This window comes from Gryllotalpicola sp. CP2-P1, from assembly GCF_057512245.1.
Map to the genome: position 1 here is coordinate 1 of NZ_JBLRDT010000074.1, position 12354 is coordinate 12354.

At 69.5% G+C, this 12354-nt stretch carries 13 protein-coding genes and 1 pseudogene; 11 read left to right on the top strand and 3 right to left on the bottom strand.

Going from position 1 to position 12354, the window contains the following annotated elements:
* Positions 1-934 (bottom strand): glycosyltransferase (locus ACM2XV_RS07755; RefSeq protein WP_487026524.1); only part of this gene is annotated, 934 nt, incomplete at its 3' end.
* Positions 935-1087: 153 nt separating this feature from the next.
* Here ACM2XV_RS07755 and rpsF point away from each other — a divergent pair.
* The 9 genes from rpsF (at position 1088) to ACM2XV_RS07800 (ending at position 9074) form a co-directional block, all read left to right on the top strand.
* Entirely contained in the window at positions 1088-1456 is a 369-nt protein-coding gene (gene rpsF, locus ACM2XV_RS07760) for a 30S ribosomal protein S6 (RefSeq protein WP_344775923.1), read from the top strand.
* A gap of 4 nt (positions 1457-1460) precedes the next feature.
* A complete protein-coding gene (locus tag ACM2XV_RS07765) occupies positions 1461-1970 on the top strand; it encodes a single-stranded DNA-binding protein (RefSeq protein WP_344775925.1) in 510 nt (169 codons plus the stop codon).
* Positions 1971-1999: 29 nt separating this feature from the next.
* The gene (gene rpsR, locus ACM2XV_RS07770) at positions 2000-2263 is read left to right on the top strand and encodes a 30S ribosomal protein S18 (protein WP_120789059.1); all 264 of its coding nucleotides are present in this window, start codon (positions 2000-2002) and stop codon (positions 2261-2263) included.
* An 11-nt stretch (positions 2264-2274) separates the two neighbouring features.
* On the top strand, positions 2275-2727 hold the full coding sequence (gene rplI / locus ACM2XV_RS07775; protein ID WP_344775927.1) for a 50S ribosomal protein L9: 453 nt from the start codon (positions 2275-2277) through the stop codon (positions 2725-2727).
* Between the two features lie 451 nt (positions 2728-3178).
* Complete coding sequence (dnaB, locus tag ACM2XV_RS07780; RefSeq protein WP_487026525.1) at positions 3179-4579, top strand: replicative DNA helicase; 1401 nt, start codon at positions 3179-3181, stop codon at positions 4577-4579.
* Positions 4580-4739: 160 nt separating this feature from the next.
* Entirely contained in the window at positions 4740-5492 is a 753-nt protein-coding gene (locus ACM2XV_RS07785) for an HAD family hydrolase (RefSeq protein WP_487026526.1), read from the top strand.
* 26 nt (positions 5493-5518) lie between these two features.
* Complete coding sequence (locus tag ACM2XV_RS07790; RefSeq protein ID WP_487026527.1) at positions 5519-8056, top strand: glycoside hydrolase family 65 protein; 2538 nt, start codon at positions 5519-5521, stop codon at positions 8054-8056.
* A gap of 119 nt (positions 8057-8175) precedes the next feature.
* Entirely contained in the window at positions 8176-8739 is a 564-nt protein-coding gene (locus ACM2XV_RS07795; protein WP_487026528.1) for a DUF308 domain-containing protein, read from the top strand.
* Positions 8736-9074, top strand: a complete 339-nt coding sequence (locus ACM2XV_RS07800) for a hypothetical protein (RefSeq protein ID WP_487026529.1) — start codon at positions 8736-8738, stop codon at positions 9072-9074. Before ACM2XV_RS07795 ends, ACM2XV_RS07800 begins: the two co-directional genes overlap by 4 nt.
* A gap of 61 nt (positions 9075-9135) precedes the next feature.
* Here the strand turns inward: ACM2XV_RS07800 and purB are convergent, their stop codons facing one another.
* On the bottom strand, positions 9136-10518 hold the full coding sequence (gene purB / locus ACM2XV_RS07805; RefSeq protein ID WP_487026530.1) for an adenylosuccinate lyase: 1383 nt from the start codon (positions 10516-10518) through the stop codon (positions 9136-9138).
* A 44-nt stretch (positions 10519-10562) separates the two neighbouring features.
* Complete coding sequence (locus tag ACM2XV_RS07810; RefSeq protein ID WP_486326950.1) at positions 10563-11009, bottom strand: low molecular weight protein-tyrosine-phosphatase; 447 nt, start codon at positions 11007-11009, stop codon at positions 10563-10565.
* A gap of 240 nt (positions 11010-11249) precedes the next feature.
* On the opposite strand from ACM2XV_RS07810, the gene ACM2XV_RS07815 reads away from it, so the two are divergent.
* The gene (locus ACM2XV_RS07815; RefSeq protein ID WP_344775961.1) at positions 11250-11468 is read left to right on the top strand and encodes a hypothetical protein; all 219 of its coding nucleotides are present in this window, start codon (positions 11250-11252) and stop codon (positions 11466-11468) included.
* Positions 11465-12354 (top strand): annotated as a pseudogene (locus ACM2XV_RS07820) (hypothetical protein); the annotation flags it as partial. The gene ACM2XV_RS07815 and the pseudogene ACM2XV_RS07820, both read left to right, overlap by 4 nt.

The following is a 12354-nucleotide window of genomic DNA, read 5'->3' on the forward strand; positions in this document are numbered from 1 at the left end:
CCTCGAGCGTGACGAGGCCGTAGGTCTCCGAGCGGCTCGGCACGAGCACGAGGGTGCTGCGTGCGATGAGCGCCGCGAGTTCGCGACGCGCCAGAGCGCCCACGAACTCGACGTCGCCCACCAGCCCGCGCTCGGCGATCAGCCGCTCGAGCTCGGCACGGTAGCGCTCGTTCCCCGCGCCGCTCACGTCGCCCGCGATGAGCAGTCGGGGCCGGATGCCGGGTGCGAGGCGGCTGAGGGCGCGGATGGCGAGGTCCTGGCCCTTGAGCGGCTGGATTCGCCCCACGACGAGGAGTGTCGGTCTGTCGGCACTGGGGGTCGACTCGTCGCGCAGCGGCGATCGGGGCGCCGGCCGGAAGGTGCCGGTGTCGACGCCGGGCGTGACCACCTCGACCGCGCGTGGGGATGCGCCGTACGCCGCGATCACCGCGTCGCGCTCGCTGCGCGTCGAGGCGATCACGGCCTCGGAGCGGCACGCCAGCATCCGCTCTGCATCGATCCGCTCACGCGGCTCGGGCGTGTCGCCGGGCGCGAGCCGCGCGTTCTTGACGACCGCGAGAGTGTGCAGGCTGAGCACGTGCGCCGCGCCCGTGTCGCGCGCAACGGGCAGCGCCGCACGGCCCGAGAGCCAGTAGTGCGAATGGAGCACGTCGAAGCGGGGCTGCTCGCGCAGCATCCGCGCGAACTCATCGGTGACCCGGGGCAGCTCGCTCTTCGCGAGCGGGCACGGTTCGCCCGCGGTGAGGAAGCGGACGCGTGCGCCGGATTCGAGCGTTTCGATGCGCCCGTGATCGGCGACGGATGCCGCGCGGGTCAGGACTTCGACGCGATGGCCCGCGAGCGCGAGCTCATCGGCGAGAGCCCGCACGACGACGTTCATGCCGCCCGCGTCGCCGCGCCCGGGGGTGTCGAGGGGTGAGGTGTGCAGTGACACCAGACCGATTCGCACCCGCAACCCTCCGTCCGGTATCCTATTCAGGTTGTGGTCTGCCCTCCGGGCTTCTTCCGCGAGGTCGCCACACGATGCACATACCCTCCTGCTGCAGAAAGACTGCAGCCGTTCGAGTCCAGAGGAGGTGGGTTAGTCATGCATCAGTACGAGTTGATGGTCATCCTCGATCCCGAGATCGATGAGCGCACCGTTGCTCCCAGCCTTGACAAGTTCCTCAACGTCGTTCGTAACGACAACGGGACGATCGACAAGGTCGACGTCTGGGGCCGTCGCCGTCTCGCCTACGAGATCAAGAAGCGCGCCGAGGGCATCTACGCCGTCGTCGACTTCCACGCGACCCCCGAGGCCACGGCAGAGCTCGACCGCCAGCTGAAGCTGTCCGAGGCCGTTCTGCGCACAAAGGTCCTGCGCGCCGAAGAGGCCGTGGCCCGTGTCGCCAAGGTCGAGGCCGCCAAGGCCGCGAAGGCCGCCAAGACCCCGGCCGCCGAGAAGGTCGGCGCCTAGTCCCATGGCCGGCGAGACCATCATCACCGTGGTCGGCAACCTGACCAGCGACCCCGAGCTGCGCTACACGCAGAACGGTCTGGCGGTCGCCAACTTCACCATCGCTTCCACGCCCCGCACGTTCGACCGAGCGAGCAACGAGTGGAAGGACGGTGAGGCGCTGTTCCTGCGCGCGAGCGTCTGGCGCGAGTTCGCCGAGCACGTCGCGGGTTCACTGACCAAGGGTTCCCGGGTCATCGCTACCGGGCGTCTCAAGCAGCGCAACTACCAGGACCGTGACGGCAATAACCGAGTCTCCATCGAGCTCGAGGTCGACGAGATCGGTCCTTCGCTGCGTTACGCGACCGCGTCGGTGACGCGGGCGCAGTCGTCGGGCGGCCCCCGCGGCGGTTCGAACTTCGGCGGCAACGGCGGCGGAGCAGAGGAGCCGTGGGCTCCCGCGGCCCCGGTCGACGCCCCGTCGAACGACCCGTGGTCGGCCCCGGGCGGCTACAGCGACGACACGCCCTTCTAAACACTCTTCATCAACTAAGGAATTCACTCATGGCTGGAAAGTCGAGCGGCGACCGCCGCAAGCCGATCCGCAAGGGTAAGGACGGCAAGAACGCCGCCCCGGCGAAGTCCGTGACCGTCGGTGTCATCGACTACAAGGACGTCGCAACCCTGCGCAAGTTCATCTCTGAGCGCGGCAAGATCCGCGCCCGCCGCATCACCGGCGTGTCGGTTCAGGAGCAGCGTCTGATCGCGAAGGCGATCAAGAACGCCCGTGAGATGGCACTGCTCCCCTACGCCGGCGCCGGCCGCTAAGGAGGAAACCCATGTCTAAGGTCATCCTCACCCACGAAGTGTCCGGTCTCGGTTCGGCCGGTGACGTCGTCGAGGTCAAGAACGGCTACGCCCGCAACTACCTCGTACCGCAGGGTTTCGCCACCCCGTGGACCCGCGGCGGCGAGAAGCAGGTCGAGGCCATCAAGGCCGCCCGTGCGGCTCGCGAGCACGCGAGTATCGAAGAGGCGCAGGACCTCGCCGCGAAGCTCAAGGCCAACGTCGTGACGCTCACCGTCAAGGCGGGCGCCGAGGGCCGTCTGTTCGGCTCGGTGAAGCCGGGCGACATCGCCGCGGCGGTCGAGGCGGCGGGCATCGGCGCGGTCGACAAGCGCCGCGTCGAGCTGGTCGCCCCGATCAAGAGCACCGGCACTCACGAGGCCATTGTGAAGCTGCGTGACGACATCGTCGCCACGATCACCCTGAAGGTGGTTGCGGCCAAGTAACCGCAAGGTGCACTATTGCCGATAGCGGCGGGATCCGTCCCGCCGCTATCGCCATTTAAGGGGCCGTTTTCAACAGCCTTGTGCACAGGCAACACGCCCGAAATGCAAACCCTCGACCGGCACTCTAAACAACTTTCTACACACAGGGTGGGGAATTCGAAATCCCTGGTCAGGTGCGAATTGCGGCGCCAAGACTTTTCCCCGTCCACAGTTTTCCACAGCGGTCGTCCACATGGTGCACGGCGTTTCGCACTCCTCGTCCCCAGCCTTATCCACAGGCCGTCTTGAATCGGCACCAGGGCTTCCCTAGGGTGGCCAGAGCCGCGTTGAGGCGGGGGCGAGCACACGGTGCCGCAGGGATTCCCCGCACCTTCGCTCGCCCCGATGTCGGTGGTTGCCACAAGAGTGACGGCCAGACAGTTCAGCGCGCCGAAAATGCAAAGGAGACGGCTTGTCGATCGCACACTTGGACGAGCGTCGCGACGACCGTCGCGACGACCGCGGTGGCCGCGGGGGTGAGTCGGGCGGGTACCCCGGTGCCCGCACTCCTCCCTACGACGAGCTGGCAGAGCAGAGCACCCTCGGCGGCATGCTGCTCAGCAAAGACGCGGTGGCCGACGTCGTCGAGGTCGTGCGCAGCAAGGACTTCTACCTGCCGAAGCACGAGGTCATCTACGAGGCGGTGCTCCGGCTCTATTCGCACGGCGAGCCGACCGATGTCGTCGCGGTGACCGACGAGCTGATCAAGACCGGCGAGCTTCAGCGGGCGGGCGGCGTGGAATACCTGCACACGCTCACGAGTGTGGTGCCTACGGCCGCGAACGCCGGCTTCTATGCGCAGATCGTCTCAGAGAAGGCGGTGCTGCGCGGGCTGGTCACGGCCGGCGAGCGCATCGCTCAATACGGCTATGCGGCAGAGGGCGAAGTGGCCGACCTCGTCAACCGCGCCCAGGCCGAGGTCTACGACCTCACCAACACGAACGACAGCGAAGACTATGTGCCGCTGAACGTCGCGATCGACGCCGCCAGCGACGAGATCGACGCCGCCAGCCACAAAGACGGCACCATGACGGGCGTGCCCACGGGCTTCGCCGAGCTCGACGAGCTCACGAACGGTCTGCACCCGGGCCAGATGATCGTCGTCGCGGCCCGCCCCGCCATGGGAAAGTCGACGCTCGCGCTCGACTTCGCGCGCAGCGCCGCCGTGAAGAACGACATGCCCACGGTGTTCTTCAGTCTCGAGATGGGCCGGGCCGAGATCGCGATGCGCCTGCTCTCGGCCGAAGGCTCGCTGCCCCTGCACGTGCTGCGCAAGGGGCGCCTTGAGCAGTCCGACTGGACGAAGCTCGCCTCGACGCGCGGCCGCATCAACGATGCGCCGCTGTATATCGACGACAGCCCGAACATGACGCTGGTCGAGATCCGCGCGAAGTGTCGCCGCCTCAAGCAGCGCGTCGGCCTCAAGATGGTAGTCATCGACTACCTGCAGCTGATGACGAGCGGCAAGCGCGTCGAGTCGCGCCAGCAAGAGGTCTCAGAGTTCTCGCGTGCGCTCAAGCTGCTCGCCAAAGAGCTGCAGGTTCCGGTCATTGCGCTGTCGCAGCTCAACCGCGGCCCCGAGCAGCGCACCGACAAGCGCCCGGCCCTGTCTGATCTGCGTGAGTCCGGCTCCATCGAGCAGGACGCCGACATGGTGATCCTGCTGCACCGCGAAGACGCCTACGACCGCGAGAGCCCCCGCGCCGGCGAGGCCGACCTCATCGTGGCCAAGCACCGCAACGGCCCGACTCGCGACGTGGCGGTCGCCTTCCAGGGCGCCTACTCCCGCTTCGCCGACATGGCGGCGATGTAGCGCGCACCCTCGACTCGCGCGGTGCGTGCAGGATCGATGACGGGCTCACGCGAGACCTCGGCGCACCGCCGGCTCTCGGCCTCGGCCGCGCGGCGGGCCCGGCTTGTGACGATCTCATTGCAGGGTGCCTGGGCGTGACAACTCTCGCTACGCTCGGAACGTGGCTGGGGCTGAACTGTTCGCTGACGTACGCGCCGTGCTGTTCGACCTCGACGGGGTGCTCACGCCGACCGCCGAGGTGCACCGTCGGGCGTGGGCCCTGCTCTTCCAGGAGTACCTCGCCAAGGTCGGCGCCGGGCCGTACACCGAGGCCGACTACTTCGACCACATCGATGGCAAGCCGCGCTATGACGGCGTGCGCGACGAGCTGGCCGCCCACGGCATCGTGCTTCCCGAGGGCGACCTCAGCGACGGCCCCGACGTCGAAACCGTCTGCGGCCTCGGCAACCGCAAGAACCTCGAGTTCAATCGGGTGCTCGCTGAGGAGGGCGTCACCCCGTACCCCGGGTCGATCGAGTTCCTCGACGCGGTCGACGCGTCAGGCATCCGCTCGGCCGTCGTGTCGTCGTCGGCGAACGCGGTCGACGTCCTCAACGCAGCGGGGCTCGCCGACCGCTTCGTCACGGTCGTCGACGGGAAGGTCGCACGCGCGCAGAACCTCGCAGGGAAGCCGTCGCCTGCGACCTATGAGTACGCCGCGCACGCGCTGGGTACGGATGCCGCACACGCCGTCGTCGTCGAGGACGCCACCTCGGGCGTCGCCGCGGGGCGCGCCGGCGGGTTCATCGTCGTCGGAGTCGACCGCGGCACCGGCCGCGATGCGCTGCTGCGCGAAGGCGCCGACGTGGTGGTCGAAGACCTCGCCGAACTCGTCGAGACTTGGAAGAGCATCACCCCGACGCAGACCGCCTGAGCCCGAACGGAGACTGAGGAAGAGCAATGAGACGACCTGCCGCCGACCCTCTGGATCGCGATCGCTTCCCGATCGACGAGTGGGCTCTGGTGGAGAGCGAGCTCTCCATCGCCGACCTCGGCCGGACCGAGACTCTGTTCTCGGTCGGCAACGGCTACATCGGGCTGCGCGGGAACTACGAAGAGGCGCGTGAAGGCGTCACGCAGGGCACCTTCGTGAACGGCTTCCACGAGACGTGGCCGATCCGCCACGCCGAGGACGCCTTCGGCTTCGCGCACGTCGGCCAGACGATCGTCAACGCGCCCGACGCGAAGGTGATCCGCGTCTATGTCGACGACGTGCCCTTCAAGATCTCCGAGGCAGAGCTGCTGTCGTACGAGCGCCGCCTCGACTTCGTCAACGGCGTTCTGACGCGCGACCTCGAGTGGCGCACGCCCTCGGGGCGCCGCGTGCAGATCACCTCGCGCCGCTTCGCGTCGTTCACCGACCGGCACCTGGCGGTCGTCGACTACGAGGTCACGGTGCTCGATGCGGATGCCTCGGTCGTGCTCTCGAGCCAGGTGATCAACCGCCAGGACCGCAAGGACGAATACGGCATCGGCGGCGCCGCCCTCGGCGACGCCGGCTTCGACCCGCGCAAGGCGGAGTCGTTCGCCGAGCGCGTGCTGCAGCCGCGGCTGAAGCGGAACTCGGGCGGCCGCAGCCTGCTCGGCTACCGCTGCACCAACTCGCGCATGACCATCGCGGTCGCGGCCGACCACATCGTCGAGACCGACAACGAGGTCACGCAGTCGTACACCCTCGAGGACGACCTCGCGAAGCAGGAGTACCGCGTCGAGGCGAAGGCCGGCGTGCCGATCCGCCTCGTCAAGCTGCTGAGCTACCACACCTCGCACGCGGTTCCCGTGCGCGAGCTCGCCGACCGATGCGACCGAACGCTCGACCGAGTGCGCGAGCGCGGCATCGAGCAGCTCTACGAGGACCAGCGCATCTGGCTCGACGACTTCTGGGCGAAGAGCGACGTCGAGGTGTTCGGCCGCCCCGCCGAGCAGCAGGCCGTGCGCTGGAACCTGTTCCAGCTCGCGCAGGCGACGGCGCGCGCCGACGGCCTCGGCATCCCCGCCAAGGGCGTGAGCGGTTCGGGCTACGGCGGCCACTACTTCTGGGACATGGAGATCTACGTCCTGCCGTTCCTCAGCTACACGCAGCCGACCGCTGCGCGGAACGCGCTGCGCTACCGGCACAGCATCCTCGACGACGCCAGGGCGCGCGCGGGCGAGCTGAGTCAGCGCGGTGCGCTCTTCCCGTGGCGGACCATCAACGGTCAGGAATCCTCGGCCTATTACGCGGCGGGCACCGCGCAGTACCACATCGACGCCGACATCTCGTATGCGCTCGTGCAGTACGTGAACGCGAGCGGTGACGATGCGTTCCTCGACTCCGAGGGCATCGACATCCTCATCGAGACCGCGCGCATGTGGGCCGACCTCGGCTTCTGGCGCTACAACGGCGGCGAGATCTTCCACATCCACGGCGTGACGGGGCCCGACGAGTACACGACGGTGGTGAACGACAACCTGTACACGAACGTCATGGCGCGCGGGAACCTGCGCGCGGCCGTGCGGGCCGTGCGGGCCGTGAAGGAGCGCGACCCCAGCGCCTACCGCCGCGTCGTGAACCGGCTCGGGCTGACCGACGACGAGGTCGCCGAGTGGGTGCGCGCGGCCGAGGCGATGCACATTCCCTACGACGAGAGCCTCGGCATCAACCCTCAGGACGCGGACTTCCTCGAGAAGGAGCTCTGGGACCTGCCGAACACCCCGCAGGAGAAGCTGCCGCTGCTGCTGCACTACCACCCGCTCGTCATCTACCGCTTCCAGGTGCTCAAGCAGGCCGACGTCGTGCTCGCGCTCGTGCTGCAGGGCGACGAGTTCTCGGCCGAGCAGAAGCTCGCCGACTTCGAGTACTACGACCCGCTGACCACGGGTGACTCGACGCTGTCGGCCGTTGCCCAGTCGATCATCGCCGCCGAGGTCGGCTACGGCCAGCTCGCCGTCGACTACTTCCTCGACGCGGTCTACGTCGACCTCGCAGACCTGCACAACAACGCGGTCGACGGCGTGCACGTGGCGTCGACGGGCGGCGTCTGGGGCTCGCTGGTGTGGGGCTTCGGCGGCGTGCGCGACTACCTCGGCAAGCTCAGCATGGACCCCCGCCTTCCGAACGAGTGGGAGGGCATCCGCTACCGCCTCACCGTGAAGGGCAGCCGGCTGCGCGTCGAGCTGCGCCGCGAGAGCGTCCAGCTGCGCATCGAGGAGGGCGAGGGCGTCGAGGTAACGGTGCGCGGCGAGACGTTCTTCGTGCGCCCGGGCGAGCCGCGGCTCATCCCGCTCGACGGGCAGGGCCCGATCAGGCACGGCACCCCGAGCGCGAGCGCGATCAAGGGCGAGCTGCGGCCCGACGGGTCGGTCATGACCGCGTCGATTCCGACGCTCGCGGCCGACGACCCGACGCCGACGACCGGCACGGCGCCGATCGTCGTGATCCAGCCGCACGGGAACTGAGTCGGGAACTGAGTCGGGCGCGGCCGTCGCGATGCGGCATCCGTTCAGAAAAGCCACAAGAGCGCCGCAACTAGACTGAGGAGTCGATCCCCTTCGAATCCGAAAGCAGGGCTATTCACGTGCTTGGCCGGTACTGGCTTCTTCAGCTTGTGCGTGCCGTCATCGCCTTCGCGGCGGGGTTCGTGATCACCCTCGATCAGGACCACACGGCGGCCTACGGCATCGCCATGTTCGCGTCGTTCGCGATCGTGAGCGGGCTCGCGGTGTGCGCGTTCTTCTTCGCGACGGATGCAGGCAGCCGCACGGTCTGGCTGGTGCAGGGCATCATCGGAGTCGCCGCGGGAGTCGTCGCGCTGATCGTGCATGCGGGCGGACTCGGCGACCTGCTCTACAGCGTGAGCGTCTGGGCGCTGCTGACCGGTGCCGCAGAGCTGTACGGCGGCTGGCGCGCACGACGCGTTCCTGCTGACGCCGCCGCCGCGCGCGACCGGCTGCTGGTCGGGGGCGCGACCGTCGTCCTCGCGATCGTCTACCTCGTCATTCCGCCCGAGCACCGACTCGCCGTCGGCCTGTTCGGCGCCTACGCCATCGTCATCGGCGTCTACCTCGCGATCGGCGCGTTCTCGCTCAAGTGGGCTCAGCCCGCGGGGGCCGCCGACGAAACCTCGGAGTCCCACGCATGAGCGCCCGCAAGTCCCGCACCCCCGCCTCCCGCCAGCCTTCGCGCCGTGAGGTGCTGCGCCCCGCCGAGCTGGTGGGCGGTTCGGCGGTGCTCGCGCTGTTCGCGGGCGTGGTCATGCTCGTCGCATCCCGCAGCTGGGTCGTCGCCGTCATCGGCCTCGGCGTCGTCTTCATCGTTGCGCTCGTGATCACCGCGCTCTTCGTGCAGTCGATCAAGCCCACCGAGGACGAGCAGGCCGACATCGCCGAGCAGGATGCCGCGAACGGCGGCTCGCGCCCCGTGCTGCTCGACAAGCCGAAGCCCGACGACGAGGCGGGCGCCCCGCGCGGGCACTGAGCCCGGGGCGCCGAGCCCGGGGCACTGACCCTAGGGCACTGGCCCCGGGACATCCGGCCGCTCAGTCGAGGAAGCGCAGCAGCTGGGGCGCGACGCCGATGTAGGTGGCCGGCGTCAGCGCGATGAGCCGTGCCTTCGCCTCGTCGCCGATCTCGAGGCCCTGCACGAACTCGGCGAGCTCGGCCGGCCCGACGCGGTGGCCGCGGGTCAGCTCCTTCAGCACGGCATAGGGGTCGGCGATCGTCGAGCGGCCGGCGGTGACCTCGGCGCGGATGACGGTCTGGATCGCCTCGGCGAGCACCTCCCAATTCGTGTCGAGGTCGGCCGCGAGCGCCTCGGGGTCGAGCGCGATCTCGCCGAGCCCCCGCTCGAGGTTGTCGAGGGCGAGCAGCGAGTGGCCGAAGGCGACGCCGATGTTGCGCTGGGTGGTGGAATCCGTGAGGTCCCGCTGCAGGCGCGAGGTGACGAGCGTGGCGGACAGCGCGTCGAGCAGCGCCGACGACAGCTCGAGGTTCGCCTCGGCGTTCTCGAAGCGGATCGGGTTGATCTTGTGCGGCATGGTCGACGAGCCCGTCGCGCCGGGCACGGGGATCTGCCGGAAGTAGCCGAGCGAGATGTACGTCCAGATGTCGGTGGCGAGGTTGTGCAGGATGCGGTTCGCGTGCGCCGCCTTGCCGTAGACCTCTGCCTGCCAGTCGTGGGACTCGATCTGCGTCGTCAGCGGATTCCAGGTGAGCCCGAGCCCTTCGACGAACTCGCGGCTGATCGCGGGCCAGTCGGCGCGCGGGTCGGCGGCGAGGTGGGCCGCGAAGGTGCCGGTGGCTCCGCTGAACTTGCCGAGGTAGTCGGAACGCTCGAGCTGCGCGACGACCCGCTGCAGGCGGTAGACGAAGACCGCGAGCTCCTTGCCCATGGTCGTCGGCGTCGCCGGCTGTCCGTGGGTGCGCGAGAGCATCGCGGCGTCCTTGTGCTCGTGGGCGAGCGCGGCGAGCGTGTCGATGACGCGGCGCAGCTTGGGCAGCCAGATCTGCTCGACCGCGGCCTTCACGGTGAGCGCGTAGGAGAGGTTGTTGATGTCTTCGCTGGTGCACGCGAAGTGCGTGAGCTCGGCGATGCCGTTCAGCCCGAGGCGATCGAGCTCGCCGCGGATCAGGTACTCCACGGCCTTCACGTCGTGGCGGGTCCTCGCCTCGATCTCGGCCAGGGCGTTGATCTCGAGGTCGCCGAAGTTCGCGGCGAAGGCGCGCAGCTGCTGCACGTGCTCGGACTCGAGCGGCGACGAGCCGAACATCGAGTGCGAGGTGAGGTAGATGAGCCACTCGACCTCGACGTGCACGCGCGCCCGGTTGAGGCCCGCCTCGGAGAGATGGTCGCCGAGCGCCGAGACGGCGGCGCGGTAGCGCCCGTCGAGCGGGCTGATGGGCTGAGGGGGCAGGGCGGGCAGCTGATCGTTCATGTCTCTGGTGCGGTTCCTTGTCATCTGCCGCCTCAGCGGCGGTGTTCGTGCTTGAGGGCCGGTTCGAGCTGGTGCACGAGGCCGGCGCAGGAGCGCTCGACGAGATCGAGCACGCTGTCGAACATGGCGTCGTCGGAGTAATACGGGTCAGGCACATCGAGAGCGTCGCCGTGGTGCGGAGCGAAGCTCATCAGCAGCGCGATCTTGGCCTGGTTGTCGGGCGTTCCCGCCCAGTGGTCGAGGATGCGCTTGTGACTGTGGTCGAGAGCGACGACGAGGTCGAGCTCGTCGAACCACTCGGGGTCGAACTGGCGCGCCCGGTGCATCGCCCCGTCGTAGCCGCGGCGGTGCAGGGCGGCGACGGTGCGTCGGTCGGCGGGCTCGCCGACGTGCCAGTCGCCCGTGCCGGCCGAGCTCGAGGCGATGCGGTGCCCGATGCCGGCCTTCTCGGCGAGGTCGCGGAAGACGACCTCGGCCATGGGCGAGCGGCAGATGTTCCCGCTGCAGACGAAGCACACCCGGAAGAGGTCGGGGGCGACCTCGTCATCTGCGGGCGAGGCGAACGTCACGCGAGCCATTCTGCCGCACTGCGCTGGGGATCTCGCCCTGCACAGGGCGATGCGGGCTGCGATTGTGCACGGATGCCGCGCCCGGGCATTCCCGCTGCCCGCGGCTCCTGGCAGCCTGGTCTTCCACCCCGCGCCGGGAGTGGATTGATCATGACCGTGTTGTCCGCCGAGCACGAGCGGCAGCGCGCTGCGTTGCGCGCTCGCGTGCGCGCCGCCGAGGCCGAGCTCCTGCCGGTGTATCGCCTGCTGCCCGACCGCGGGCTGTGGGCAGGGCCGGCCGGGTGGGCCTTCCGGCTGCGCATCGACGGCTTGCGCGAGCGCATCGACGCTGCGTGGGCGGCGCTCGCCGCCGCCGAGGCAGAGCTGTGACGCTCGAGGTCTCGGGCGGGGGAAGCGTCGCCGTAGAGACCGAAGACCTGCTCGGCGCGCGCCGCGAGCTGCGCGAGGTCGCGCAGCGGGTCGACGGCATTCACGGCCAGGTGCGCGCCGCGCTCGCGTGCACGGAGCTCGCGACCGGCGCCGCCGCCCAGGTGCTCGCGCGGGCCGAGAACGAGCTCGCCGACGCTGTGCGCGAGGCCGAGCTGCTCGCGTGCGAGCTCGAGGCCGCCGCCGAGGCATACGGCTGGGCCGAGCGGGTCGTGCTCGCGCAGCAGCAACTGCTCGCACGGCTGGCGGGGCCGGTGCCCGAGCTCGGAGCGCTGCTGGTCGCGCTCGGCGTCAGTGCGGCGCAGCACTCCGCGTTGACGGTCGGGGACCCGCAGATCGTCGCCGCGCTGCGCCACCTCGCCGACGCGGTGAATCTGCCGGGGCTCGTGGTGCTCGTGCGCGCCCTGCCGGGCGATGCGCTGGAGGAGACCGCGGTGACGGCGAGCCCGGTGACCGCGTCGGCGCCGCGCATAGACCGGGCGCCCGGTGGGTTCGGCGACCTTGCGAAGCGGATTCCCCCGGCGCAGGCGGGGCAGCCGCAGCTGCGGGTCGAGAAGTACACGCTTCCCGACGGCGAGCATCACTGGGTCGTCTATTCCGCCGGCACGATCGACTGGTCGCTCGAGCCTGGCACCGAGCCGTGGGACGACACCTCGAACGTCGTCGGCGTGGCGGGCGGCTCTGCGGGCTCGACGCGGGCGGCCATCGAGGCGCTGAAACGCGCCGGGTGGAAGAGCGGCGAGCCGGTGGTCCCCGTTGGCCACTCGCAGGGCGGCATCGTCGCCACCGCGATCGCGACCAGCGGGGTCGCACCGGTGCCGGCCGTCGT

Coding starts and splice junctions, on each gene's coding strand:
- rpsF (WP_344775923.1), top strand. CDS start 1,088: ATGCATCAGTACGAGTTGATGGTCATCCTCGATCCCGAGATCGATGAG.
- ACM2XV_RS07765 (WP_344775925.1), top strand. CDS start 1,461: ATGGCCGGCGAGACCATCATCACCGTGGTCGGCAACCTGACCAGCGAC.
- rpsR (WP_120789059.1), top strand. CDS start 2,000: ATGGCTGGAAAGTCGAGCGGCGACCGCCGCAAGCCGATCCGCAAGGGT.
- rplI (WP_344775927.1), top strand. CDS start 2,275: ATGTCTAAGGTCATCCTCACCCACGAAGTGTCCGGTCTCGGTTCGGCC.
- ACM2XV_RS07790 (WP_487026527.1), top strand. CDS start 5,519: ATGAGACGACCTGCCGCCGACCCTCTGGATCGCGATCGCTTCCCGATC.
- ACM2XV_RS07800 (WP_487026529.1), top strand. CDS start 8,736: ATGAGCGCCCGCAAGTCCCGCACCCCCGCCTCCCGCCAGCCTTCGCGC.
- ACM2XV_RS07810 (WP_486326950.1), bottom strand. CDS start 11,009: ATGGCCGAGGTCGTCTTCCGCGACCTCGCCGAGAAGGCCGGCATCGGG.
- ACM2XV_RS07815 (WP_344775961.1), top strand. CDS start 11,250: ATGACCGTGTTGTCCGCCGAGCACGAGCGGCAGCGCGCTGCGTTGCGC.